Source organism: Massilia sp., assembly GCF_031995545.1.
Classification (GTDB): Bacteria; Pseudomonadota; Gammaproteobacteria; order Burkholderiales; family Burkholderiaceae_D; genus Telluria.
In genome coordinates this window covers 19,621-43,728 of the sequence record NZ_DAMAGA010000013.1, presented here as the reverse complement: position 1 = coordinate 43,728, position 24,108 = coordinate 19,621, and the positions used below count along the sequence as shown (strand labels likewise).

At 65.1% G+C, this 24,108-nt stretch carries 21 protein-coding genes; 9 read left to right on the top strand and 12 right to left on the bottom strand.

From position 1 onward, the window contains the following. Window positions 1-82 precede the first annotated feature (82 nt). The 7 genes from gshA to RTQ83_RS11665 form a co-directional block, all read right to left on the bottom strand. Window positions 83-1,678 carry a glutamate--cysteine ligase gene (gshA, locus tag RTQ83_RS11695; protein ID WP_312514540.1) on the bottom strand — a complete coding sequence of 532 codons (1,596 nt, stop codon included), beginning with the start codon at window positions 1,676-1,678 and terminating at the stop codon, window positions 83-85. A gap of 79 nt (window positions 1,679-1,757) precedes the next feature. Then, the gene (locus tag RTQ83_RS11690) at window positions 1,758-3,725 is read right to left on the bottom strand and encodes a DUF885 domain-containing protein (RefSeq protein WP_312514538.1); all 1,968 of its coding nucleotides are present in this window, start codon (window positions 3,723-3,725) and stop codon (window positions 1,758-1,760) included. 55 nt (window positions 3,726-3,780) lie between these two features. Then, window positions 3,781-4,629, bottom strand: a complete 849-nt coding sequence (gene prmC, locus RTQ83_RS11685; RefSeq protein ID WP_312514536.1) for a peptide chain release factor N(5)-glutamine methyltransferase — start codon at window positions 4,627-4,629, stop codon at window positions 3,781-3,783. Continuing rightward, window positions 4,626-5,132, bottom strand: a complete 507-nt coding sequence (locus RTQ83_RS11680) for a disulfide bond formation protein B (protein WP_312514534.1) — start codon at window positions 5,130-5,132, stop codon at window positions 4,626-4,628. The genes prmC and RTQ83_RS11680 overlap by 4 nt, the downstream gene beginning before the upstream one ends. 128 nt (window positions 5,133-5,260) lie before the next feature. After that, window positions 5,261-6,337 carry a peptide chain release factor 1 gene (gene prfA / locus RTQ83_RS11675; protein WP_312514532.1) on the bottom strand — a complete coding sequence of 359 codons (1,077 nt, stop codon included), beginning with the start codon at window positions 6,335-6,337 and terminating at the stop codon, window positions 5,261-5,263. Window positions 6,338-6,442: 105 nt separating this feature from the next. Next, window positions 6,443-7,729: a glutamyl-tRNA reductase gene (hemA, locus tag RTQ83_RS11670; protein ID WP_312514530.1), complete on the bottom strand. Its 1,287-nt coding sequence runs from the start codon at window positions 7,727-7,729 to the stop codon at window positions 6,443-6,445. 124 nt (window positions 7,730-7,853) lie between these two features. Further along, the gene (locus tag RTQ83_RS11665; protein ID WP_312514528.1) at window positions 7,854-8,543 is read right to left on the bottom strand and encodes a response regulator transcription factor; all 690 of its coding nucleotides are present in this window, start codon (window positions 8,541-8,543) and stop codon (window positions 7,854-7,856) included. Between the two features lie 233 nt (window positions 8,544-8,776). On the opposite strand from RTQ83_RS11665, the gene RTQ83_RS11660 reads away from it, so the two are divergent. After that, complete coding sequence (locus RTQ83_RS11660) at window positions 8,777-9,388, top strand: hypothetical protein (protein ID WP_312514526.1); 612 nt, start codon at window positions 8,777-8,779, stop codon at window positions 9,386-9,388. A 67-nt stretch (window positions 9,389-9,455) separates the two neighbouring features. On the opposite strand, the gene minE is transcribed toward RTQ83_RS11660, so the two are convergent. From minE to minC, 3 genes are read right to left on the bottom strand one after another with little or no spacing between them, the layout of a single operon-like run. Further along, window positions 9,456-9,707, bottom strand: a complete 252-nt coding sequence (gene minE / locus RTQ83_RS11655; RefSeq protein ID WP_290417909.1) for a cell division topological specificity factor MinE — start codon at window positions 9,705-9,707, stop codon at window positions 9,456-9,458. A gap of 1 nt (window position 9,708) precedes the next feature. After that, a complete protein-coding gene (minD, locus tag RTQ83_RS11650; protein ID WP_312514522.1) occupies window positions 9,709-10,524 on the bottom strand; it encodes a septum site-determining protein MinD in 816 nt (271 codons plus the stop codon). 34 nt (window positions 10,525-10,558) lie between these two features. Further along, window positions 10,559-11,365: a septum site-determining protein MinC gene (minC, locus tag RTQ83_RS11645; RefSeq protein ID WP_312514520.1), complete on the bottom strand. Its 807-nt coding sequence runs from the start codon at window positions 11,363-11,365 to the stop codon at window positions 10,559-10,561. A gap of 350 nt (window positions 11,366-11,715) precedes the next feature. On the opposite strand from minC, the gene RTQ83_RS11640 reads away from it, so the two are divergent. From RTQ83_RS11640 to RTQ83_RS11610, 7 genes are all read left to right on the top strand, one after another. Further along, window positions 11,716-12,894 carry an acetyl-CoA C-acetyltransferase gene (locus RTQ83_RS11640; protein WP_312514518.1) on the top strand — a complete coding sequence of 393 codons (1,179 nt, stop codon included), beginning with the start codon at window positions 11,716-11,718 and terminating at the stop codon, window positions 12,892-12,894. Window positions 12,895-13,022: 128 nt separating this feature from the next. Next, window positions 13,023-13,763, top strand: a complete 741-nt coding sequence (phbB, locus tag RTQ83_RS11635; protein ID WP_312514516.1) for an acetoacetyl-CoA reductase — start codon at window positions 13,023-13,025, stop codon at window positions 13,761-13,763. Window positions 13,764-14,031: 268 nt separating this feature from the next. Next, entirely contained in the window at window positions 14,032-15,108 is a 1,077-nt protein-coding gene (locus RTQ83_RS11630) for an acyltransferase (RefSeq protein ID WP_312514515.1), read from the top strand. Window positions 15,109-15,230: 122 nt separating this feature from the next. Beyond that, entirely contained in the window at window positions 15,231-16,187 is a 957-nt protein-coding gene (pip, locus tag RTQ83_RS11625; RefSeq protein WP_312514513.1) for a prolyl aminopeptidase, read from the top strand. Between the two features lie 100 nt (window positions 16,188-16,287). Next, complete coding sequence (locus tag RTQ83_RS11620; protein WP_312514511.1) at window positions 16,288-16,779, top strand: DUF2721 domain-containing protein; 492 nt, start codon at window positions 16,288-16,290, stop codon at window positions 16,777-16,779. Beyond that, entirely contained in the window at window positions 16,776-17,231 is a 456-nt protein-coding gene (locus tag RTQ83_RS11615) for a hypothetical protein (protein WP_312514509.1), read from the top strand. The genes RTQ83_RS11620 and RTQ83_RS11615 overlap by 4 nt, the downstream gene beginning before the upstream one ends. Window positions 17,232-17,556: 325 nt before the next feature. After that, complete coding sequence (locus RTQ83_RS11610; RefSeq protein WP_312514507.1) at window positions 17,557-18,627, top strand: acyltransferase; 1,071 nt, start codon at window positions 17,557-17,559, stop codon at window positions 18,625-18,627. 45 nt (window positions 18,628-18,672) lie between these two features. Here RTQ83_RS11610 and RTQ83_RS11605 read toward each other — a convergent pair whose 3' ends face one another. Together RTQ83_RS11605 and RTQ83_RS11600 are read right to left on the bottom strand one after the other, a co-directional pair. Continuing rightward, window positions 18,673-19,794 carry a beta-ketoacyl-ACP synthase III gene (locus tag RTQ83_RS11605; RefSeq protein WP_312514505.1) on the bottom strand — a complete coding sequence of 374 codons (1,122 nt, stop codon included), beginning with the start codon at window positions 19,792-19,794 and terminating at the stop codon, window positions 18,673-18,675. Window positions 19,795-19,988: 194 nt separating this feature from the next. After that, entirely contained in the window at window positions 19,989-21,413 is a 1,425-nt protein-coding gene (locus RTQ83_RS11600; RefSeq protein WP_312514503.1) for a S41 family peptidase, read from the bottom strand. Window positions 21,414-21,993: 580 nt separating this feature from the next. Here RTQ83_RS11600 and RTQ83_RS11595 point away from each other — a divergent pair. Continuing rightward, window positions 21,994-24,069, top strand: coding sequence for a M13-type metalloendopeptidase (locus tag RTQ83_RS11595; RefSeq protein WP_312514501.1), 2,076 nt, complete (start codon window positions 21,994-21,996; stop codon window positions 24,067-24,069). Window positions 24,070-24,108 lie beyond the last annotated feature (39 nt).

The window sequence follows — 24,108 nt, the reverse complement described above, 5'->3', positions numbered from 1 at the left end:
ATGCCTCGGCCAACCGGTCGATCGGCCGGCCGGAACCAGCCCCGGCCTGCTTTCAGCGACTCCTACCTGCAGCGACAGGCTCTTAGTTGTTACCGCATAGTGTACTGCTGTTATAAGCGGCCACGAACTGATCGAAGCTGCCGGTATCCAGCCGTTCGATGGCCTCCTGCTCGGCGCGCGACGCGGCGGCGGTGTCGTCGAACAGCGCTTCCTCGGCCGGCATCAGCGGGCTTTCGCGCAGGGCGGCGGCGTGCAGCTTGCTTTGCTGCAGGCCGAAGGCGGCGGCCGAGCCGAGCGCGCGAATTTCTTCCAGCACCCGCGCCGACGGCGTTAGCGACGGATCCTCGACCTTGGCCTTCTGCCGGCCGAGCGCGGACTCGTGCACGCCTTCTTCGTTGTGGCCTTCGTCCAGCAGGCGTGCCACCGGGCGGATGCGCTCGATCAGTTCCAGCGCCCAGTCCTTGAGCGGCACCTCGATGCCGTCGCGGGTCAGGGTCAAGCCCGGCTTGCGGCCCTCCTTCACCGTGCGCGCGAAATTACGCGCGTGCAGCTGGCTGTCGTGGGCGCTGATCAGGGGGCTTTCCTCGAGCGCGCAGAACAGCAGGAAGGCATCCAGGAAGCGGCCGGTCTCGAGCGCGATGCCGACCGGTTCGAACGGATCGACGTCCAGGCAGCGCACCTCGATGTACTGCACGCCGCGGTTGCACAGCGCCTGCACCGGACGCTCGCCGGTGCGGATCACGCGCTTGGGACGGATGGTCGAGTAGTATTCGTTCTCGATCTGCAGCACATTGGTCGACAGCTGCACCCATTCGCCATCCTTGTGGGTGCCGATTTCCTGGTATGGACCATACGGACGATTCACCGCATCCATCAGGCTGGTGACATAGCTTTCCAGGCTGTTCTCGTGCGGGCTCAGGCCCGACTGGGCGTCGTTCTGGTAGCCCAGGTCGCTCATGCGCAGGCTGGTCGCATACGGCAGGTACAGGGTGTCGTCCGACAGCGTTTCCAGGTTGTGTTCGCGCCCGCGCAGGAAGCTGGTGGTCAGCGCCGGGGTGGCGCCGAACAGGTACATCAGCAGCCACGAATAACGGCGGAAATTGCGGATCATCGCAATATAGCTTTCCGACTGGAAGTCGCGCAGCGCATGGCGGCGCTCTTCGACGATGCCTTCGTCCTGCGCGAACAGCTGCCACATCTTTTCAGGCAGCGAATAGTTGTAGTGGATACCCGCGATGCATTGCATCGCCTTGCCGTAGCGCAGCGCCAGGCCGCGCCGGTACACGTGCTTGAGCATGCCGATGTTCGAGGTGCCGTAGTTGGCGATCTCGATCTCTTCCTCGGGCGGCAGTTCGCCTGGCATCGACACGCTCCACAGCATCTCGTCGCCCAGTTTGGCATAGGCGTAGCGGTGGATCGCGTCCAGGCGGTGCAGCGCCAGGCTGATGTCGTGCTCGGCCGGCGTGATGAATTCGAGCAGGCTTTCCGCGTAATCGGTGGTGATGTGCGGATGCGTCAGGGCCGAACCCATCGCCGCGGGATGCGGCGTGCGGGCCAGCTGGCCCCCCTGGTCGACACGCAGGGTTTCGCGTTCGATGCCGCGCAGGCCCTGGCCCAGCAAGGCGCGGTGTTCATCGTCGTCGAGCAGCGCCAGGCGGCGGTTGAATTGGTTCGACACAGTGTTTCCTTTCTTATACTGCCAGTTCTCGGTTGGTGCAGAGAGTAACCGAAAAACGGACGACGCGCCCGAGGGCGCCTCATTCCTGGCCGGCAGCGTCCACGGGTGGGGTTGTCACGGACTCGGGCGGCGCTGGCGCTGGTGTGATCGGCGGTGTAACGGGTGGCGCCGCCGGCGCCGGAACGGGTTCCGCAACCGGCGCCGTAGCCGGTTCCGATGCTGGCGCTGACGGTGACGTCGGCGCCGCAGGCTGCGCCGGCGGCGGCGCCTTCTCGGCCGCGATCCAGCGTCCCATCTGCCGCTCCAGTTCCGGCAGCGGCAGCGCGCCGCCGCCCAGCAGCGCGTCGTGGAAGCGGCGCAGGTCGAAGCGCGGGCCCAGCGCCGCCTGGGCCTGGGTGCGCAGCGCCAGGATGCGTAGCTGGCCGATCTTGTAGCCCAGCGCCTGGGCCGGGCGCGCGATGTAGCGGTCGACCTCGGCCGCATTGTCCGCCGGCGGATTGGCGGTATGCGCGTTCAGGTAGTCGATCGCCTGCCGGCGCGACCAGCCCTGGGCGTGGATGCCGGTATCGACCACCAGCCGCGCGGCGCGGAACATCTCTTCGTTCAAGTGCCCGAACAGCGAAAACGGATCCTGGAACAGGCCCAGCGTGGATCCCAGGCCCTCGGCATAGGTGGCCCAGCCTTCGCCGAAGGCGTCGTACCAGCCGTGGCGGCGAAACGCCGGCAAGCCTTGCAGCGCCTGGGCGCGCGCCACTTGCAGGTGGTGGCCGGGCACGGCTTCGTGCAGGGTCACGGTATCGACCTGCCAGATCGGCCGCGCCGCCAGCTGGGTGCTGTCGACCACCAGCGCCGCGGTGCGCTCGCCGCTGCCGGCTTCGTAAAAGGCGGCCGGCTGGCCCGGGCCGGGATTGCCGGAATAGGTCATCGGCTTGACCACGATGCCGGCGTCCGGAATCTCGTTCACCACCCGCCCCAGGCGGGCCTGGGCCAGCGCCAGCGTGCGCCGGTAGCGATCGAGCAGCGCTTCGGGCGAAGTAAAGAACAGGCGCCGGTCGCTGCGCGCGAAGGCGATGAAGGCGTCGAAGCCGCCGCGGAAACCGGTGCGCGGAATGATGCGCTCGATCTCCGCGCGCAGCCGCGCCACCTCCTGCAGGCCGAGCGCGTGCACCTGGGCCGGGCTCAGGGCGGTGGTGGTGGCACCCTGCACCAGGAAGGCGTACCAGTCGGCGCCGCCCGGCAGCGCGCCGGCGCCGATGCTCTCGCGCGCCAGCGGCACGTAATCCTGGCGCAGGAAGTTTTCCAGTCTGGCCAGCGCCGGCGCCACCTGGCTGTCCAGCGTGGCAGTGCCGATGGCGCGCAACTGCTCGCGCACGTCGGGCGCGATGGTGGCGGGAATCCGTTTGAACGGTGCGCCGAGCGGGCCGTCGGCCAGGCTTTCGCGCAGCGTGCGCAGGGCGTCCGGCACCGGCGCCACCACCGCGCGCGGCATTCGCCAGCCGGCGTTCAGGCCGGCGCGCAGCTGCGCCACCAGGCCGTCGACGTGGCCCGGGAGCGCCTGCAGGCGCGCCAGGTAGTCGAGGTAGTCGGCAGCGGTCTGGAACGGCATCTGCGCCACCAGCCGCGGCAGGCGCACCTGCAGGCCGTCGTAGGCGGTCACCGGTTGCGGATCGAAGGCGGTGAACATCAGGCTGGCCAGCGCACGCTCCTTGGCCGCGACGAACAGGTCGTACGAGACCTGGTCCTGGCCGGACAAGGCGCCGCGGTCGAGCGCGTGGGCGGCGTCCAGCATGCGCCGTTCGTGCTCGCGGGCGGCAGTGCGGGCGGCGAGCGAGGTGTCGTTCAGGCGTGCGTTGTAGCGCCGCTCGCCGAGTGCGGTGGCTTGTTCGGGATAATGGCGCAGTTGCCATTGCCAGTCGCGTTCATACAATTCGGCGGCCTGGTTTGCCACGGTCGTCGCCGCACCAGTGCCGGCCTCGACGTTGGCCGAGCAGGCCAATGGGGCGCACAGTAGGGCGGACGTGACGAGAGAGGCGAACAGGACGCGCATGCAGGCTCCGAAGTCGGGACTGGCCATTTTAGCAATCCCGCCCGAGGCGGCGCGCTCAGGAGATGCGGCGGTCGTCACCGCGGTCGATACCGAAGCGGCCTCCAGTGACGCGTTCGATATTGCCCAGGTCGCGCCAGCTCCCGATCTCGTCGAAGCCGCGCGCCTTGAGCAGGGCGCGCACGGCGGCGGCCTGGTCGTAGCCGTGTTCCAGCAGCAGCCAGCCGCCGTCTTCCAGGTGTTGCGGCGCGCCGTCGACGATGGTGCGCAGGGCCGCCAGGCCGTCGCCGTGGTCGGTCAGGGCATCGATCGGCTCGAAGCGCAGGTCGCCTTCGGCCAGGTGCCGGTCGCCCGCCACGATGTATGGGGGATTGGAGGCGATCACGCCGAAGCGTTCATCGCCGACCGCAGCGAACCAGTCGCTCTGCAGGAAGCGCACGCGGGCGCCGTTGGCGGCCGCATTCTCGCTGGCGATGGCCAGGGCTGCCTCGCTGACGTCGAGCGCGGTCACGTCGAGGTACGGCCGGTTGCTGGCCACCGCCACCGCGATGGCGCCGCTGCCGGTGCCCATGTCGAGCAGGCGGCTGCGCGGCGCGGCGCGCTCCAGGGCCAGTTCGACGATCAGTTCGGTATCCGGACGCGGGATCAATACCGCCGGCGTCACCCTGAACGACAGCCCGAAGAATTCGCGCTCGCCGGTGATGTAGGCGATCGGTTCGCCGTCCAGGCGGCGCTGCACCAGCGCCGTCACCTGGGCGGCTTCGGCGTCGGTGAGCACACGCTCGGACTGGGTGATCAGGGCCACGCGCGGCAGGTGCAGCGCGTGGCACAGCAGGATGCGGTTTTCGAGCGGGTCGAGCGGCAGCGCCTGGCGGGCCTGCGCGAGGGTGCTGCCGGGAGCGATCATGCCGGCGTATTACCTGCGTGCGCCTTGGCTGCGCGGCGCTGGCGCACCAGCACCCAGGCCAGCAGCACGGTCACCACCACGAACCACACGGCCGACCACTGCGGAATCGCCAGGCCCAGCACCTGGTCGACCGCGCCGGTGCACAGGCCGTCGGCGCGGAACAGCCACGGCAAGTATTCGGCAGTCGGGATCTTGTTGAGGAAGGTTTCCATCGGATCGATGCCGCACGAGAAGCCGGGGTTGGCGATCACGTACAGGTGCTTGCCGACCGTGTACAAGCCGCCCACGGCGCCCAGCAGCGCGACCAGGGTCCAGACCCGCACCTTGCCGCCGATCGCGCCGATCAGGCTGGCCACGCCGACCGCCAGGAACATATAGCGCTGGATCACGCACAGCGGGCACGGCTGCATCTCGAGTGCATGCTGCAGATAGAGGGCGACGGCGATCACGACAAAGCAGATCGCCGAGATGGCGTACAGGACCTGGCGGTTGGTGGGCAACATGGCGGTGGTTTCGTAAGAGAGAGCGGGAACGAGCGGGCCATTTTCGCATAAACGCGTGGCGCCGCTCCCGGCTATTTTCAGTCTGACAACTTAGCCGGGACTTAACGCCGGCACGCGACCACGCGAGCTCAATCGCCCAGCGCCGCCAGCTGCTCGGCCTGATGCTCGGCCGACAGCGCGGTGGTCAGTTCGGTCAGGTCGCCATCCATGATGAAGTCCAGCTTGTACAGCGTCAGGTTGATGCGGTGGTCGGTCAGCCGTCCCTGCGGGAAGTTGTAGGTGCGGATGCGTTCGCTGCGGTCGCCCGAGCCGATCAGGCTCTTGCGGGTGGCCGCCTCTTTCGATTGCTGCTCGCGCAATTGCGCATCTTTCAGACGCGCCGCCAGCACCTTCATGGCCGAGGCCTTGTTCTTGTGCTGGCTGCGGTCGTCCTGGCATTCCACCACCAGGCCGGTCGGCAGGTGGGTGATGCGCACCGCCGAGTCGGTCTTGTTGATGTGCTGGCCGCCGGCGCCGGACGCGCGGTAGGTGTCGATGCGCAGGTCGGCCGGGTTGATGTCGATGTCTTCCAGCTCGTCGGCCTCGGGCATCACCGCCACCGTGCAGGCCGAGGTGTGGATGCGGCCCTGCGTTTCGGTGGCCGGCACGCGCTGTACGCGGTGGCCGCCCGACTCGAACTTCAGTTTGGAATAGGCGCCGTTGCCGACGATGCGCACGATAACCTCGCGGTAGCCGCCCAGGTCGCTGGTCGATTCGGACACCATCTCCACCTGCCAGCGGTTGCGCTCGGCGTAGCGGGTGTACATGCGCAGCAGGTCGCCGGCGAACAGGGCCGATTCGTCGCCGCCGGTGCCGGCGCGGATCTCGAGGAAGATGTTGCGCTCGTCGTTGGCGTCCTTCGGCAGCAGCATCTTCTGCAGCTCGAGTTCCAGATCGGTCATACGCCCTTTCGCACCCTCGATCTCTTCCTGCGCGAACTCCTTCATGTCGGGATCCTGCAGCAGTTCCTGGGCCGCGGCGGTGTCGTCGAGTGCGCCCTGGTACTGGCGGTACACCGCCACCAGAGGCGACAGCTCGGCATGCTCGCGCGTCATCTTGCGGTAGTTGTCCATGTTCGCGGTCGCGTCCTGGCTCATCAGGAGTTCGTCGAGCTCGACCAGGCGGTTGGCGAGTTGGTCCAGCTTGAACAGCATGGAAGGTTTCATGGGCAATCTCTGGAATCGGGAAATCGAAGCCGCGTACTGATACGGCAGCGGGATGCGCCCGCAACGGGCGCGGATGGCACCCGGAGGCGCCGAAAGGAAAGGGCGCTAACGGCGCCCGCGGTACAGCTGCGGCAGCAGGTCGGCCAGGCGCGCGCGTTCGTCGCCCTGGGCGTGGTGCAGGGCCTGTTGCGGACCATGCAGGAATTTGGCGGTCAGGCCGCGCGACAGCGCTTCCAGCACCGCTTCGGCATCGTCGCCGCGCGCCAGCATCCTGCGTGCACGCTCGAGCTCGGCCAGGCGCAGCGCTTCGCTCGACTCGTGCAGCTCGCGGATCACCGGCACCACGGCGCGGTCGCCGACCCAGTGCATGAACGATTCGACCCGGGTCTCGATGATGGCTTCGGCCTGGCGCACCGCGGCCTGGCGGCTCTCCATGCCGGTCTGCACCACCTGCGCCAGGTCGTCGACGGTGTACAGGAACACGTCGTCCAGGCGCGCGACTTCCGGTTCGATGTCGCGCGGCACGGCCAGGTCGACCATGAAGATCGGACGGTGGCGGCGCGTCTTGACCGCGCGCTCGACCAGGCCGAGGCCGATCAGGGGCAGGGTCGAGGCGGTGCACGAGATCACGATGTCGAACTGGTGCAATTGCTCGGGCAAATCGGCGAGGCGGATCGCGCGGCCGTTGTAGCGCGTGGCCAGCGCTTCGCCGCGCTCCATGGTGCGGTTGGCGATGGTGACCGACTTCGGATTCTGGGCCGCGAAGTGGGCCGCGCACAGTTCGATCATTTCGCCGGCGCCGATGAACAGCACATGCTGGTCGGCGATGCGGTCAAAGATTCGATGCGCCAGGCGCACCGCGGCAGCGGCCATCGATACGCTGTGGGCGCCGATCTCGGTGGTAGTGCGTACTTCCTTCGCCACCGCGAAGCTGCGCTGGAACAACTGGTGCAGATAGGTGCCGAGGCCGCCGGCCTGCTCGGCGGTGCGCACCGCGTCCTTCATCTGGCCCAGGATCTGCGGCTCGCCCAGCACCATCGAATCCAGGCCGGAAGCGACGCGGAAGGCGTGGCGTACGGCGTCGTGCTGCGGCAGCAGATACAGGTGCGGACGCAGCTCGGCGTAGTTCAGGGCGTGGTAGTGGGCCAGGAACTGGGCCGATGCATCCAGCGGATTGGGCAGGCTGCTGGCCGCGTACATCTCGGTGCGGTTGCAGGTCGACAGGATCGCCGCTTCTTCGCCGCCGCTGGCATCATTGCCCGCACCCTGGCGCGCGAACCAGCTGCGCGCCGACTGCACCGCCTTGCCGATCTGGTCGGGCGCGAGCGCCAGCTGCTCGCGCAGCGAGACCGGAGCGGTGGTGTGGTTCAGGCCAACGGCAAGCAGTTGCATTCTGGAGGGGAAGAGTCAATGGACTGCCGCCATTATACCCTCTTGCTTTCAGGGTTTCAGGGAAGGCCCCCGGTTTTGCCGGTTTGTCAACCGGCGTACAGAAGGTCACTAAGGGTAACGAGCTTCAGGCGCCCAGTTTTTCCAGGCGGTAGCCGTAGCTGTACACCGGCACCAGGCGGAAGCCGTTCTCGGGGCGCAGGTGCAGCTTGTTGCGCACGCGCGAAACATGGGTGTCCATGGTGCGCGATGGGATGTCGGTATCGCGTACCCAGACCGACTCGTGGATGTAGGCGCGCGACAGCGGGCGGCCGATGTTACGGAAGAACAGCAGCGCCAGCGAGAATTCCTTTTGCGTGACGTCGATCGGCGCGCCATCCTTCAGCAGGCGGCCCGGACGGGTCTCGAAGGTGTAGGGGCCGAACTGCAGCTGCTCGGCGCTGTTCTGCGACGGGTAGGCGCGGCGCAGCAGGGCCGAAACGCGTGCCACCAGCTCGCCGCGGCGCAGCGGCTTGATCAGGTAGTCGTCGGCGCCGGCGGTGACGCCGGCGATGATGTCATCTTCCGCATTGCCACCGACCAGGAACATGGTGGGGGCATTAGAGGCCAGCTTTTCCTTGGCGCGGCGCAGTACCTCGGGCGCCTCCATGTCCGGCACGCCCCAGTCCATGACCAGCATGTCTGTGCTTTCCTTGCGCAACTGGGCGAGCAGATCGCGTGCGTTGTCGTAGGGCTGGCAGCTGTGGCCGGCGGCGCTCAGCACCTGGCAGATCAGGTCAGCTTGCTGGCGGTCTTGCTCGAGTACGGCGATCTTCATGATGACACGTTTATAATAAGTTGCCTATGTAGGAAGTCTCCTACAAGGGTTTAAGCAAAATATATCAGACTTTCACAAAACAGTGCTAACGGTAAACATCCAATTTGCATTTGAAGTCACGACCTGTTGTGTTAAGGGGACCACGTAGTATTTTTCCCTATAGACGTACACTGGAAACGTGATGTCATCCAGTTAAGAGAGGGAGAATGAATATGTTGTTTCCACGCAAAAGTGTGACTTTCGATGAGGATCGGGTACCGGTCAGCGGCGCCGAGGTCGATACGGTCCGGCAGCGCAGCCTGGCGCTGGTCAAAAAACGCGCCGCGATGTCGGCGGCGGTGGCCGCGGTGCCGGTGCCGGGCCTGGACGTGCTGGCCGATATTACCGGCTTCGCCAAGCTGGTCGACGAAATCAACGCCGAATTCGGCCTTACCCAGCAGCAGATCGAGCGCCTGCATCCGCGCCTGCGCGTGATCGCTTACAAGGCCGCGGCTTCGGTCGGCGGCATGCTGGTGGGCAAGCTGGTGACGCGCGGCGTGGTCGCGCGCATGTTCCGGCGCGTGGCGGGCCGCATGGCGGTCAAGACCACGGCCAAGATGGTGCCGCTGGCGGGGCAGATCGCCTCGGCCGCGATCGGCTACGCCCTGTTCAAGAAAATGGGCGAACAGCACGTCGAGGCCTGCGTGCGCGTGGTGCGCGAGCTCGACAAGGCGGGCGTGGACGATGTCGGCGCCCTGCCGCAGGTGCAGGCCAAGGAAGCGGCCGACGCGGTCGAGGAGACCGTCAAGGACATCCGGCGCGAGGCCGGCAAGGATGCCGCCCAGGCGCCGGGTTTGCCGACCTGAGCATGAGGACGTAGAAACGACAATGCCCGCACGGGCGGGCATTGTCGGTGCGTTGCTGGGCTGCGGATCAGCTATCCGGCAGCACCACGTTAACGTCGAGCACTTCCAGGTTGCCCTGGCGGTCGAGCGAGATCTTGATGTCGTCCGGGTTCACCTTGGCGTACTTCGAGATCACCGCGATCAGTTCCTGGTGCAGCGCGGGCAGGAAATCGGGCCCGGTACGGTTGGTCCGTTCGCGCGCGATGATGATCTGCAGGCGTTCCTTGGCGGCCGTCGCGCTCTTCTTTTTTTCGGGGAACAGGAAGGAAAGCAATGCCATCTCACTTGGCTCCGAAAATGCGCTGGAACAGTCCCGGCTTTTCGTAGTTGGTAAAGCGCAGCGGACGCTCTTCGCCCAGGAAGCGTGCGACCACGTCCTCGTAGGCGTCGGCCACGTCGGTGCCCTTGAAGTGGATCGCCGGGTTGCCTTGGTTCGAGGCGTGCAGCACCGATTCCGATTCCGGAATGATGCCGATCAGCGGAATGCGCAGGATTTCCTGCACGTCCTGGTACGACAGCATCTCATCGGCTTCGACGCGCTTCGGCGAATAGCGGGTGATCAAGAGGTGTTCCTTGACCGGCTCGGTGCCGCTCTGGGCGCGGCGCGACTTGGCCTGCAGGATGCCGAGGATGCGGTCCGAGTCGCGCACCGACGATACTTCCGGATTGGTGACCACGATCGCCTCGTCGGCGAAGGTCAGCGCCATCAGGGCGCCGTGCTCGATGCCGGCCGGCGAATCGCAGACGATGAAGTCGAAGTCCATCTTGACCAGGTCGTTGAGCACGCGCTCCACGCCGTCTTCGCTCAAGGCGTCCTTGTCGCGCGTCTGCGAGGCCGGCAGGATGAACAGGTTGTCGCAGTGCTTGTCCTTGATCAGCGCCTGGTTCAGGGTCGCTTCGCCATTGATGACGTTGATCAGGTCGTAGACCACGCGCCGTTCGCAGCCCATGATCAGGTCGAGGTTGCGCAGGCCGACGTCGAAGTCGATCACGGCGGTCTTGTGGCCGCGCATGGCCAGGCCGGTGGAAAAGCTCGCACTGGAGGTCGTTTTACCCACACCGCCCTTGCCGGACGTCACAACAATAATTCTTGCCACAAAAATGTCCTTTATTCAGTCACTGTGAGTTCGGTCAGGCGCGCGGTGACGCGCTCGCCAATGCCTGGATGTCGATGCGGTCGCCGACCAGGCGGATCTGGGTCGGCTGGCGCGCCAGGTCGCTCGGGAAGCCTTCGTCGAAGGTGCGGTACACGCCGGCGATCGATACTAGTTCGGGCTGCATCGACAGCGCGAAGATGCGCGCTTCGGCGTTGCCGGAAGCGCCGGCCAGCGCGCGGCCGTTGAGCGGCGCATACACGTGGATGCTGCCGTCGGCGATCAGTTCGGCGCCGTTGTTGACGGTCGCGGTGACAATCAGGTCGGCGCCGCGCGCATAGATGCGCTGGCCGGCGCGCACCGGGGTGTCGACGATCATGGCCGCGATCGCAGGCGGCAGGGCGGGCGCGGCCGGGATCGGCGCCGGCGCCGGTTCGGGTGCCGGCTCGGGCGCTACCGCCGCCGGCGCCGCTGGTGCCGCGGCCGGGGCCGCTTGCGGAGGCGTCGTTTCCGGCGGACGCGCGCCGCTGGTGCCGTCGTCCAGTGCCAGGCCGTTGGCGCGGATGGCGTCGATCATGGCCGGGCTGGCGCCGCGCACGGCGACCGCGTTCAGGCGGTATTTCTTCAGCAGCTGCACCAGCTTGGGCCAGTCGATCGCCGGCGCTTCGTGGGCGATGGCGGCGACATCGATCACCGCGAATTCGTCCTCGAAGAAATCCGAGACGCCGCCGGTCATCTGTTCCAGCGCCGTGTCGATCGCCTCCGGATCGGCCGAATGCAGGATCGTGGAAATGGCGACGACCGTGGAAATCTTGATCTCGATGGGCAGCGTGGTTTTGGGCATAAACAGGGATGGTTGGCGTTGCGCTCGTGCATTCTACTGTGAAAATTGTAGAAAAGGACAGAAGCGCACGCATCATTCCTAACGGAAATTGAACACGTACACGTTACTAATAATTAAGTTATGCGCTAGGTCAAACCTGCACGCTTGCTTTGTTGTTTGTGATGAATAAACTGCTAAGATTGATGTTGCTTAAACATCAGCCCGGACGGGCTCGCCGCCATTTGCATGTTTTAGTGCCTGCAATGTGCGGCCAGCCGCGATCCGCGCCTTGGGCGCCGCGCCAGTCGCGTCCGCCTGTCCTGGGGAAGTCTGAACAATGCCGGCTGGGGCCGGCTGAACGGAGAATGCACATGGAAGACGTAGTCATCGTGGCCGCCGGCCGCACCGCTGTCGGCAAGTTCGGCGGCACCCTGGCCAAGATCCCCGCCGCCGAACTGGGCGCGCAAGTCATCAAGCACCTGATCGAGAAGACGGGCATCGATCCCGCCGCGGTCAGCGAAGTCATCCTGGGCCAGGTGCTCACCGCCGGCGTCGGCCAGAACCCGGCGCGCCAGGCCGTGATCAAGGCCGGCCTGCCCGACATGGTGCCGGCCTACACCATCAATAAAGTCTGCGGCAGCGGCCTCAAGGCCACCCACCTGGCGACCCAGGCGATCCGCTGCGGCGACGCCCAGATCGTGATCGCCGGCGGGCAGGAGAACATGAGCGCCTCGCCGCACGTGCTGGCCGGTTCGCGCGACGGCTTCCGCATGGGCGACGCCAAGCTTACCGACACCATGATCGTCGACGGCCTGTGGGACGTCTACAACCAGTACCACATGGGCGTCACCGCCGAGAACGTCGCACGCAAGTACGAGATCTCGCGCGCCGAGCAGGACGAATTCGCGCTGCAGTCGCAGCTGAAAGCCGAAGCTGCCCAAAAAGAAGGCAAGTTCAAGGACGAGATCATCCCGATCGAGATCGCTTCCAAGAAGGGCACCACGATCTTCGACAGCGACGAGTATCCGAAGCACGGCAGCACCATCGAGGCATTGTCGAGCCTGCGTCCGGCGTTCAACAAGGAAGGTTCGGTCACCGCCGGCAATGCGTCGGGCATCAACGACGGCGCCGCCGCCGTGATCATGATGAGCGCGTCGAAAGCGAAAGAGCTGGGGCTCACGCCGCTGGCGCGCATCAAGGCGTATTCGTCGTCCGGCCTCGATCCGTCGGTGATGGGCATGGGCCCGGTCTCGGCGTCGCGCCTGTGCCTGCAGAAGGCCGGCTGGACCCACGAAGACGTCGACCTGATGGAAATCAACGAAGCCTTCGCGGCCCAGGCCATCGCCGTCAACAAGGAAATGGGCTGGGATACCTCCAAGATCAACGTCAACGGCGGCGCCATCGCGCTGGGCCACCCGATCGGCGCTTCCGGCGCGCGCGTGCTGGTGACCCTGCTGCACGAGATGGTCCGGCGCGACGCCAAGCGCGGGCTGGCCAGCCTGTGCATCGGCGGCGGCATGGGCGTGGCACTGGCGGTCGAGCGCGACTAAAGACGGTCGGGCGCGGCCGCACAAGCGGGCGCGCCCGACAGGAGTGGCACGCCGGCTGTTGCCCGATGTGGGACAGCCGGCGTTTTCAACCGATGGGCAAGTAGCACACAAAAAAACTGGAGAAGACAATGGCACGAGTGGCATTAGTAACCGGCGGCATGGGCGGCCTGGGCGAGGCGGTGTGCATCAAACTGGCCGCATTGGGATACACGGTGGTCACCACGCATTCGCCGGGCAACACCAAGGCCGATGCCTGGCTGCGCGCGATGCGCGAGCAGGGCTACGACTTCAAGGCCTACGCCTGCGACGTGGCCGACTACGATTCGGCCCAGGACTGCGTGCGCCAGGTCATGCAAGACGTCGGCCCGATCGACGTGCTGGTGAATAACGCCGGCATCACGCGCGACATGACCTTCAAGAAGATGGACAAGGTGAACTGGGACGCGGTGATGAAGACCAACCTCGATTCCGTGTTCAACATGACCAAGCCGGTGTGCGACGGCATGGTCGAGCGCGGCTGGGGCCGCATCATCAATATCTCGTCGGTCAACGGCCAGAAGGGCGCCTTCGGCCAGACCAACTACTCGGCGGCCAAGGCCGGCATGCATGGCTTCACCAAGGCGCTGGCGCTGGAAGTGGCGCGCAAGGGCGTGACCGTCAACACCATCTCGCCAGGCTATATCGGCACCAAGATGGTGATGGACATCCCGAGCGAAGTGCTGGAAACCAAGATCATTCCGCAAATCCCGATGGGCCGCCTGGGCAAGCCGGAAGAAGTGGCCGGCCTGGTCGCTTACCTGTCGTCGGACGAAGCGGCGTTCGTCACTGGCGCGAATATCGCGATCAATGGTGGACAGCACATGTCCTGATGGTTTTTTAAGCAGACAAGAAACACCGCTTCGGCGGTGTTTTTTTTGCCCGCTCCGGCAGACGGCCGCTATGCGGCGCTTCGGCGCCGGGTAGCAGGAAGAGAAATGCGTTACCCGATAAGCTTATTTCGTTTTCAAAAACACAATTTGTTAATTTATTGCATCGTGAAACGTGCGCGATGTGACATGTGCTAGAGTCAATGGATATCATTTAATTAATGCTTTTCGGCATTACGGTAGCCAGACTATATTACGCACAGGTGAGATCATGAAATTGAACAGGGAAGTCAGCCAGCGCATGAACATGCTGCGATTCCTCATGATCGTCGGCGTCGTCGTCCTGCACACGCCGCCGTTCCTGGCGCTGGGCGAGCAGCCGGTGACCTTGTTCGACCACTTCAAGTCCTTCTTCCAGGGCGCGGTGTTCCGTACCACGGTCCCGATCCTGACCTTCATCTCGGCCTACCTGGTGTTCACCGCCGGCCTGGACCGTGAGCCGCTCAAGCTGTACAAAAAAAAGTTCTATAGCCTGGTGGTGCCGTTCATCTTCTTCAATCTGGGCCTGCTGGCCATCACCTGGATCTGCCAGCGCTACCTGAACATCCATATCTTCCGCGAGCTGCTGCACGCCGACTTCATGGAGTGGATGGACGCCGCCTTCGGCCTGCGCGATTCGCCGGTCAACTATCCGCTGCACTTCCTGCGCAACCTGGTCGTGCTGGTGCTGGTCGCGCCGCTGCTCGGCATGCTGCTGCGCCGGGCGCCGTTCGCCGGTTTCGTCATCGTGTTCTGCATCGGCCATTTGAATCTCGATGGTCCGATCCTGTTGCGCGACAATATGCTGATCATGTTCTATATGGGCGGCATGGCCGCGCTGCTGCCGGTGAACATGCTGGCGCTGGACAAGTACCGGGTGCCGGCCCTGATCCTGTTCTGCCTGGCGTGCATCGCCGTGATCGAATTGCGCGTCAAGGATCTGAATTATCTGGTGTACGTGTCGCCATTCCTGGTGTGGCCGGCCGCCTCGCTGCTCACCAATACCCGGGTCGGGATCTGGATGACCCGCATGAGCTCGTACAGCTTCTTCATCTTCCTGGCGCACGCGCCGGTACTGGCGGCGGCCTGGTTCGTCTACAAGCGCTACCAGGCGCTGGTGCCGGCGCCGCTGTTCTGGTTCGTGACCCCGGTGCTGGTGGTGGCCTTCCTGGTAGTGACGTGGAAATTCCTGAACGCGGCCCTAGGCCCGGCGTTCGCCTTCGCCACCGGCTGCTACAAGAAAAAGAAACAGGCACGCCCGGCCGAGCAGCCGGCACTCGACATCGTGCCTGCCGCCAACCTGAAATAAGGCGTTGCCGCCCGCCTGGCCCGACGGCGACAAACGGCGGCCGGCGCGGCATCCCGGCGCGCTTCTAAAAGCGCATGTCGGTACGCTACAATCGGCACCTTGATTCCCTGAAAAGAGCTGCCATGCCCGTCACGCCGCCGTCCCTGTTTCCGCCGATCCAGCCCCTGCGCCACGGCATGCTCGCGGTCGACGAGCTGCACACGATCTACTGGGAAGAAGTCGGCAATCCGGACGGCATCCCGGTCGTCTTCCTGCATGGCGGCCCCGGCGCCGGGCTGTCGCCGCAGCACCGCCGCTTCTTCGATCCGCACACCTACCGCGTGATCCTGTTCGACCAGCGCGGCGCCGGCAAGTCGACGCCGCTGGGTGAGTGGCGCAACAACACCACGCAATTGCTGATCGAAGACATCGAGCGCTTGCGCGTCAAGTTCGGCATCGACAAGTGGCTGGTGTTCGGCGGCTCCTGGGGTTCGACCCTGGCGCTGGCCTACGGCGAAGCGCATCCCGAACGCTGCCTCGGCTTCGTGCTGCGCGGGATCTTCCTGTGCACGCGCGCCGAAGTCGACTGGTTCATCAACGGCGCCCAATGGTTCCACCCCGAGCTGTACGAGGAATTCGTGGCGCCGATCCCGCTCCAAGAACGGCATGACCTGCTGGGCGCCTACGCGCGCCGCCTGCTGTGCCACGACCCGGACGTCTACTGGCCGGCGGCGCGCGCCTGGAGCCGCTTCGAAGGACGGCGCGTGTTCCTGCTGCCGCAGCCCGAGGAAGTCGCATCCGACACGCTCGACCTGGGCGTCGGGCGGCTCGAGTCGCACTACATGCTCAACGGCGCCTTCGTCGACGACGACCAGCTGGTGCGCGACGTCGGGCGCATCGCGCATCTGCCGGCGATCATCGTGCAGGGCCGCTACGACGTGATCTGCCCGCCGCTGTCGGCCTGGCGCCTGCATGCGGCCTGGCCCGGCTCGAAGCTGGCGATGATTCCGGACGCCGGCCACGGCGCGCTGGAAGCGGGCATCGCGCGCGCCCTGGTGGCGGCCACCGAGCAGTTCAAGCGGCTCGGCCGCTTCGAATAGGGCAGCCCGGCGCGCCACGCAGCGCGCGCCGCGGGCTTGCCAGTGGCGCGGGCTGCTACACTAGGCATCAGGCACACCACAACAATTCGAACGTGTTTTCATGAATATCCAGATCAGCGACATCGGCCACGTCATCCAGCTGGCGATTGCTCCCGTCTTCCTGCTTACCGGCGTGGCCACCAAGCTGACCGTGCTGACCAACCGCCTGGCGCGCATCATCGACCGCACCCGGGTGCTGGAAGACCGCCTGAAGGTCAGCGCCAACGCCGAGTATTCGGAGGAGCTCGAACTGCTGTACCGGCGCTCGCACCTGGTCAACTTCGCGATCGCCTCCAGCACCGCCTGCGGCCTGCTGGTGTGCGTGGTCATCGCCATGCTGTTCGCGGGCGACACCACCGGCATCGTGCTCGACCAGTACATCGCGGCCTGCTTCGTGCTGGCGATGCTGGGCCTGACCAGCAGCTTCGTGTATTTCCTGCGCGAGATCTTCCTGTCGGCGCGCTTCATGCGCATGCAGCACCATAATTCGCTGCAGCAGCAGCCGCGCCCGACCATACCCGCTCCAAACGCATCATCAGAAAGCCCGTCATGAACGACTACCAACGTCCGCCGACCCTGCACCGCTACGCGCTGCGCACCGAACTCGAGAACTCGCTCAAGAACGGCCAGTTCCGCCTGGAGCCGAACGGCGGCTTCCTCAACCTGTCGTTCTCGACCGTGTGGGACAAGCGCCTGTTCGACATCATCACCCCGAGCGACGCCTGCCTGGTGATCCACAACACCGAGGAATTCGGCGAGCGCCTGCACCGCGCGGTGCAGCGCATGCTGCCCAACTGGGCCGGCATCGACGGCGCCATCGCCTACGGCGGCCGCTCGCCGCTGGGCGCCGCTTTTACCAAGAGCCCGGGCCAGGCACGCGAAAAGGAATGGCAGTTCGCCTGGCGCTCGATGTCGCCCGGCGCCAGCCTGAATCCGGTGGTGGTCAGCATCGGCAGCATCGAGCAGTTCGCCGAGCTGCGCGACCGCGAAAGCCATCTGGCCTGACAGGCCGCCGCTTCGCGCCTTCTTTATCAACCCCGCCCGCGCCGGCGGGGCGTCATGCCGTCATCGCTCCAGCCTGCCCGTCCTGCACGGGCAGCGCCCCGCTTACCCGCACCATCCGTCCAACGCCGGCCTCTGCGCACGATTGAACACGCGCTGCTCTGTGGAAAGAAAAAGACTATGATGTCTTTTTTTACACACACATTGTTGTAGTTTCGATATTTGTTTATCATTCCCTTCGATTAGCAGGAAACATTTCAGCCGTGCAGGCTCCTTCGGGAATGTCTTTATTGCCTTTGCGCGCACGTATCGCCACCGGAGTTGTGCCATGAATCTGACCACCGCCGTCAAAGAACGTATCGCGATCCTGCGTCCGTTACTGATCCTGGGAACCGTGTACGTGCATACCGGCGGAGTGGGCGATTCGATCGGCTGGGAGTGGAGCAATCCGTTCGAATACCTGATGGCGACGCTGCGCAACGGACTGTTCCGCTCGGGCGTGCCGATGCTGACGCTGATTTCCGGTTTCCTGCTGTTCGGCGCGGCGCTGGACAAGGCGCCACGCAAGATGCTCGCCAAGAAGTTCCGCACCCTGGTGATTCCATTCCTGGTGTTCAACCTGGCGTTCATCGCCCTGATGTTTCCGCTGGAAAGGTACTTCGGTTTCGCCTACCGCGTGCCGCTGACCGGCGTCGATCTGGCCGGCTGGCTCGACCGCGTGTTCGCGCTGACCGACACGCCGTTCAACATGCCCTTATACTTCCTGCGCGATATGGTGGTGCTGATCCTGCTGGCGCCCTTGTTCGGCTATGTCCTGCGCAAGGCGCCGTGGCTTGGCCTGGCGGTAGTGTCGGTGATCTTCTACTTCGACTACGACGGGCATCTGGTGCTGCGCAGTACCAGCGCCATCCTGTTCTACATCGGCGGCATGGCCGCGCTGTATGACTGGAAACTGGAAGCGTTCGACAAGCATGCGAAGCTGTGCGCGGTGCTGATCGCGGTGGCGTGCCTGACCTTCATCGCGCTGCGCGGAGAAAAGACGATCTGGCTGGCGCTGACCCTGCCATTCCTGCTGTGGCCGGCGGCCTCGCTGCTGCACGGCACCCGCATCGGGCGCTGGGCGCTGATGGGCAACAAGTACAGCTTCTTCGTCTTCGTCGCCCACTTCCCGCTGATGTTTTTGGGGTGGCAATTCATCCTGCACTACGCGCGCTGGGTGCCGTTCCCGATCTATTACGTGTTCTCGCCGCTGCTCACGGTGGCGTTCCTGGTCGTCGTCTACAACCTCTTGATGCGCATCGCGCCGTCGGTGTTCAGCGTCGTGATCGGCAACCGCGACAAGAGCGTGAAAGCCGGCACGCTGCAGCCGGGTGTGGTCAGCTACCGCCCGGTTCCGTGAAATCGGGGGCCAGGTACGCGCCGTAACCCGCGCACCCGCCGCTACTTATTTCTTGCGCACCACCACGCAGCCGATCGAATAACCGGCGCCGAACGAGCAGATCACGCCGTTCGAACCGGCCGCCAGATCGTCCTGGTACTTGTGGAAGGCGATGATCGACCCGGCCGACGAGGTGTTGGCATAGGTGTCGAGAATGACCGGCGCCTCGCCCGGCTCGGCGTCGCGCCCCAGCAGCGTGCGCACGATCAGCAGGTTCATGTTCAGATTGGCCTGGTGCAGCCAGTAGCGCGCCACATCCTTGGTTTCCAGTCCGGCCGCCTTGAGCGTGTTGGCGATGGTCTCGGCCGCCATCGGGCACACTTCCTTGAACACCTTGCGGCCTTGCTGGCGGAACAGCTTGTCGGGCGAGCCGACGCCGGCTTCGTCGAAGCGGTTCATGAAGCCGAAGTTGTTGCGGATATTGTTCGAGAAGCTGGTCTTGAGCTGGCTGTCCAGGATTTCCCACTGGTGCGCGCCGGTCGCCGTCTCGGCCGCTTCGATCACGATCGCGGTGCAGGCGTCGCCGAAGATGAAGTGGCTGTCGCGGTCGCGGAAGTTCAGGTGGCCGCTGGTGATTTCCGGGTTCAGCACCAGCACCGCGCGCGCACGGCCGCCGCGCACCGCGTCGACCGCAGTGGCGATGCCGAAGGTGGCCGAGGAGCAGGCCACGTTCATGTCGAAACCGAAGCCGTCGATGCCGAGCGCTTCCTGCACCTCGACCGCCATCGCCGGATACGGACGCTGCATATTGCTGCAGGCGACCAGCACCATGTCGATGTCGGATGGCTGCTTGCCGGCGCGCTCCAGCGCTTCGCGCGCCGCCGCCACGCACATCTCGGCCTGCAGCGAGACCTGGTCGTCCGGACGCTCGGCGATGCGCGCGGTCATGTGGGCCGGATCCAGGATGCCGCTCTTTTCCATCACGTAGCGCGACTTGATGCCCGACGCTTTTTCGATGAAGGCGCTGCTCGACGGCTCCAGTGCCGTCACTTCGCCGGCGGCGATGCGCACCGCGTTTTCCTGGTTGTGCAGTTCGACGTATGCGTTGAAGGCGGTGACCAGTTCGTCGTTCGAGATGGAGTGCGGCGGCGTAAACAGGCCGGTGCCGCTGATCACGACAGGTTTCATGTTGTTGAAACTTTCAAAGGAAATAACGGGACTTGCCCGCAAGATGCGCCGATTCTACACGCTCGGACCCAGCCTGGGAATTGGCGGCTTGGCTACTCTGGGAGCTACCCGAAACGCATGAGAGCTGGCGCAATGCGCGCTGAAGAATATGCAAGCGGCGGACGGCCCGCGAGGCCGCCGCCGGTGGCTTCGGGTCAGCGCGCGTGCTTCGCCAGCGTGGTGGCGCCCGCGCGCGGCGACAGCGCCACCTGCTGCCCCTTCAGGTGACGCAGCGCCTGCGCCAGCTGGAAATCGTCGCCGCTGCCGTAGTCGAGCGGTTTGCGCAGCCGTGCCTCGCCCAAGAGCCGCATCTGCTCTTCGATATCGTCCTCGCGGGTGGCGATTTCCTGCGCCTTGTCGTTCGACAGGTGGTGCTGCAGGTCGGCTTCGCGCATGCGCAGCGCGTTCAGGCCGTCGCCGTCGGCGGTTTCGTCGACCGCGAAGTCGGGCACGATGCCGCGCGCCTGGATCGAGCGTCCGGCCGGGGTGTAGTAGCGCGCCGTGGTCAGCTTGACCGCTGCTTCGCGCCCGATCGGGCGGATGGTCTGCACCGAGCCCTTGCCGAAGGTCTGGCTGCCCAGGATCGCGGCGCGCTTGTAGTCCTGCAGCGCGCCGGCCACGATCTCGGAGGCCGAGGCCGAACCGGTATTCACCAGCACCACCATCGGCAGCGACTTGAACGCCGCCGGCAGCGCCGCCAGCGGATCGGCGCCGCTGCGCAGCATGTAGAACTCGGGGCGGCCGTAGAAGCGCTGGCGCGAATCCTCGAGCTGGCCGTTGGTCGAAACGATTTCGGCGTTCTTCGGCAGGAAGGCGGCGGCGACCCCGATCGCGCCCTGCAGCAGGCCGCCGGGATCGTTGCGCAGGTCCAGCACCAGGCCTTTCATGTCGGGGTCCTCGCGGTACAGCGCCTGCAGTTTGGCCGCCATGTCGTCCACGGTCGGCTCCTGGAATTGCGAGATGCGCAGCCAGGCGTAGCCCGGCTCCACCATCTTCGCCTTGACGCTTTTCTGGACGATTTCGCGCCGTTCGACCGTCAGGCGCAGCGGCGCCGGCAGGTCCTTGCGCGCGATGGTGAGCGTGACCCGGGTGCCCGGCTCGCCGCGCATGCGCTTGATCGCGTCGTCGAGCGGCACGCCCTGCACCGCGAAGCCGTCGATGTGGGTGATCAGGTCGCCCTCCCTGATGCCGGCCTGCGCCGCCGGCGAGTCTTCCATTGGCGTGACGATTTCAATGAAACCTTCTTCGCTTTCGACGATCTCGATGCCGAGGCCGACAAAGCGGCCTTCGGTGCCTTCGCGCAGCTCGCGGTAGGCGCGCGGGTCGAGGTAGGCCGAGTGCGGGTCGAGCGATTCGACCATGCCGGCGATCGCCTGCGACAGCAGCTGCCCGTCCTGGACCGGCTCGACGTAGTCGGACTTGATCACGCCATAGGCGTCGGCCAGCTGGCGCAGCTCGGCGATCGGCATGCTGGCCTCGACCGGCGGCTTCAGGGCCAGGGCCGAAAACTGCATGGTGAGGCCGATGCCGGCGATCGCGCCCAGGCCGACGAGGCAGGAGTTCTTGAATGTGGAGCCCATGGAAAGCCAGTATAAACGCGATCGCGCGCCACTGCGGAGCAGGGCCTTGCGCTGCAACGCCCTACGATGCCGACGGCATCGGTGCGCCGGCGCGCGCCAACGTCAAGATAAGGGGGAGTTGCAAGAAGTAAAGACGTGTTGCACTTCACATGCCGTTAGTAAGCAATTGTAAGAATGCAAGCGAGCTGAGGGGAGGCAGCCTATAGTCGGAACCAGTTTTTCTCTCTCTCCACTTCTTGAAGTGGTCTTCGCCCGCGGCCCCCTCCGCGGGTTTTTTTTTGGTCCGTACCATCCGGCGCGCGCTGTGCCGGCAACGGGGCTGCCTCTGCGTTTGATTGTACTCGCCTGTCGCCGATCGGCCCGCGATTGCTTGTCATTCTGTTGTCATCGTCCAACACATGCATATGCCAAAAGGCCTGCGGACGATGTATCGAAAAGTAAAAAACACAGCAAGCCCCGTGCCGACTGTTTCTCACCCGCTAGAATGCTTTTCTGCCGGATGCCGTGCGTGCTTCCGGCGAAGCTGATTTTTGTCTGCAAAAACATCATTGCAAACCACATTGCAAGTAAGGACTTTCCCGTGAAGCGATACCTTCTGAGCACCCTGACCCTGTCCATGATGGCGGCCTTCGCCGCCCCGGCCATGGCCGCCGACGCCGCAGCTGCGGCCGTCGCCGCTACGGCTCCTGCCAAAGCAGGCCCGATCTCCGGCATCGACACCCAATTCATCGACACCAGCGTGCGCCCACAGGACGACTTCTTCACTTACCTGAACGGCAAGTGGCTGAAGGAAACTGAAATCCCGAGCGACAAGGCCAGCTGGGGTACCTTCATGAAGCTGCGCGACGACACCACGCCGCAGCTGCGCGCCATCATCGAGGGCGCCCAGAAGAGCCGCATCGGCGCCGGTACCGAAATGCGCAAGATCGGCGACATGTACACCAGCTACATGGATGAAGCGCAGCGCGAGACGCTGGGCGTCAAGCCGCTGAGCGCCGAACTGTCCAAAATCCGTTCGCTCAAGAACAAGCAGGGCCTGCCGGCGCTCGCCGCCCACCTGGCCAAGATCGGCGTCGCCACGCCGTACGGCATCTACGTCGGCCAGGACGCGCGCGAATCGACCCGCCACGTCACCTACATCAGCCAGAGCGGCCTGGGCATGCCCGACCGCGACTATTACCTGAAGCTGGACGACAAGCGCCTTGCCGAAACCCGCGCCGCCTACGAGCAGCACGTCGGCAAGACGCTGGCGCTGGCCGGAGCGAAGAATGCCGCGGCCCAGGCCAAGGCGATCGTCGACTTCGAGACCGAGCTGGCCAAGGTGCAGTGGACCAAGGTCGAGAACCGCGACCCGGTCAAGCGCTACAACAAGATGACGGTCGCCGAGCTGGCCAAGCTGGCGCCGGGCTACGACTGGAATGCGGCGCTGGCCGCGGCCGGCGTCGCCAACAAGCTGGATACCATCATCGTCTCGCAGCCGAGCTACTTCAGCGGCCTGAACGCGGTGCTGGCCAAGACCGACCTGGCTACCCTGAAGTCGTACTTCGAATGGCAGCTGCTGCGCGAATACTCGCCGTACCTGTCGAAAGCCTTCGTGGACCAGAACTTCGCCTTCTACGGCACCGCGCTGACCGGCGTCACCGAGCAGCAGCCGACCTGGAAGAAGGGGGTGGCCACCGTCGAAGGCACGCTGGGCGAGCCGCTCGGCAAACTGTACGTGGCCGAGCATTTCCCGGCCGAGCGCAAAGCGCGCATGGAAGAACTGGTGAAGAACCTGATCGTGGCCTACGGCCAGTCGATCGACAACCTCGAGTGGATGAGCCCGGCCACCAAGAAGGAAGCCCGCGCCAAGCTGGCCAAGTTCACCCCGAAGATCGGCTATCCGGACAAGTGGCGCGATTATTCGAAGCTCGACATCAAGGCCAATGACCTGGTCGGCAACGTGATGCGTTCCTCGACCTTCGAGTACAACCGCAACATCACCAAGCTGGGTAAACCGATCGACCACACCGAGTGGGGCATGACGCCGCAGACCGTGAACGCCTATTACCGCAGCTCGATGAACGAGATCGTGTTCCCGGCCGCGATCCTGCAGCCGCCGTTCTTCGACATGCGCGCCGACGATGCGGTGAACTACGGCGCGATCGGCGCCGTGATCGGCCACGAAATCGGCCACGGTTTCGACGACAAGGGCAGCCAGTCGGACGGCGACGGCAACCTGCGCGACTGGTGGACCGAGTCGGACCGCGCCGCCTTCAAGGCGCGCACCGACAAGCTGGTGAAGCAGTTCAACGGCTTCAGCCCGCTGCCGGGCTATAACGTCAACGGCGAACTGACGCTGGGCGAGAACATCGGCGACAACGCCGGCCTGTCGATCGGCTACAAGGCGTATAAATTGTCGCTGAACGGCAAACCGGCCCCGGTGATCGACGGCTTGACCGGCGACCAGCGCTTCTTCATGGGCTTCGCCCAGGTGTGGCGCTCGAAGATGCGCGAAGCGCAGCAGATCAACCAGGTCAAGACCGACCCGCACTCGCCAGGCCAGTTCCGCGCCAACGGCACGCTGTCGAACATGCCTGAATTCTACGAGGCGTTCAACGTGAAGCCGGGCGACAAGATGTACCTGGCGCCGGAAGATCGCGTGATTGTCTGGTAAGACAGCAGTTCGGACGGGCCGGCGCCATCGAATGCGCCG

Bases quoted from the DNA above. Each gene is read 5' to 3' on its own strand.
- minE (WP_290417909.1), bottom strand. From the start codon at position 9,707: ATGGCATTGCTTTCCTTCCTGTTCCCCGAAAAAAAGAAGAGCGCGACG.
- RTQ83_RS11615 (WP_312514509.1), top strand. From the start codon at position 16,776: ATGAACGACTACCAACGTCCGCCGACCCTGCACCGCTACGCGCTGCGC.
- RTQ83_RS11680 (WP_312514534.1), bottom strand. From the start codon at position 5,132: ATGTTGCCCACCAACCGCCAGGTCCTGTACGCCATCTCGGCGATCTGC.
- prmC (WP_312514536.1), bottom strand. From the start codon at position 4,629: ATGATCGCTCCCGGCAGCACCCTCGCGCAGGCCCGCCAGGCGCTGCCG.
- hemA (WP_312514530.1), bottom strand. From the start codon at position 7,729: ATGCAACTGCTTGCCGTTGGCCTGAACCACACCACCGCTCCGGTCTCG.
- RTQ83_RS11605 (WP_312514505.1), bottom strand. From the start codon at position 19,794: ATGAAACCTGTCGTGATCAGCGGCACCGGCCTGTTTACGCCGCCGCAC.
- phbB (WP_312514516.1), top strand. From the start codon at position 13,023: ATGGCACGAGTGGCATTAGTAACCGGCGGCATGGGCGGCCTGGGCGAG.
- RTQ83_RS11620 (WP_312514511.1), top strand. From the start codon at position 16,288: ATGAATATCCAGATCAGCGACATCGGCCACGTCATCCAGCTGGCGATT.
- prfA (WP_312514532.1), bottom strand. From the start codon at position 6,337: ATGAAACCTTCCATGCTGTTCAAGCTGGACCAACTCGCCAACCGCCTG.
- RTQ83_RS11640 (WP_312514518.1), top strand. From the start codon at position 11,716: ATGGAAGACGTAGTCATCGTGGCCGCCGGCCGCACCGCTGTCGGCAAG.
- RTQ83_RS11600 (WP_312514503.1), bottom strand. From the start codon at position 21,413: ATGGGCTCCACATTCAAGAACTCCTGCCTCGTCGGCCTGGGCGCGATC.
- RTQ83_RS11665 (WP_312514528.1), bottom strand. From the start codon at position 8,543: ATGAAGATCGCCGTACTCGAGCAAGACCGCCAGCAAGCTGACCTGATC.
- RTQ83_RS11610 (WP_312514507.1), top strand. From the start codon at position 17,557: ATGAATCTGACCACCGCCGTCAAAGAACGTATCGCGATCCTGCGTCCG.
- pip (WP_312514513.1), top strand. From the start codon at position 15,231: ATGCCCGTCACGCCGCCGTCCCTGTTTCCGCCGATCCAGCCCCTGCGC.
- RTQ83_RS11690 (WP_312514538.1), bottom strand. From the start codon at position 3,725: ATGCGCGTCCTGTTCGCCTCTCTCGTCACGTCCGCCCTACTGTGCGCC.
- minC (WP_312514520.1), bottom strand. From the start codon at position 11,365: ATGCCCAAAACCACGCTGCCCATCGAGATCAAGATTTCCACGGTCGTC.
- RTQ83_RS11630 (WP_312514515.1), top strand. From the start codon at position 14,032: ATGAAATTGAACAGGGAAGTCAGCCAGCGCATGAACATGCTGCGATTC.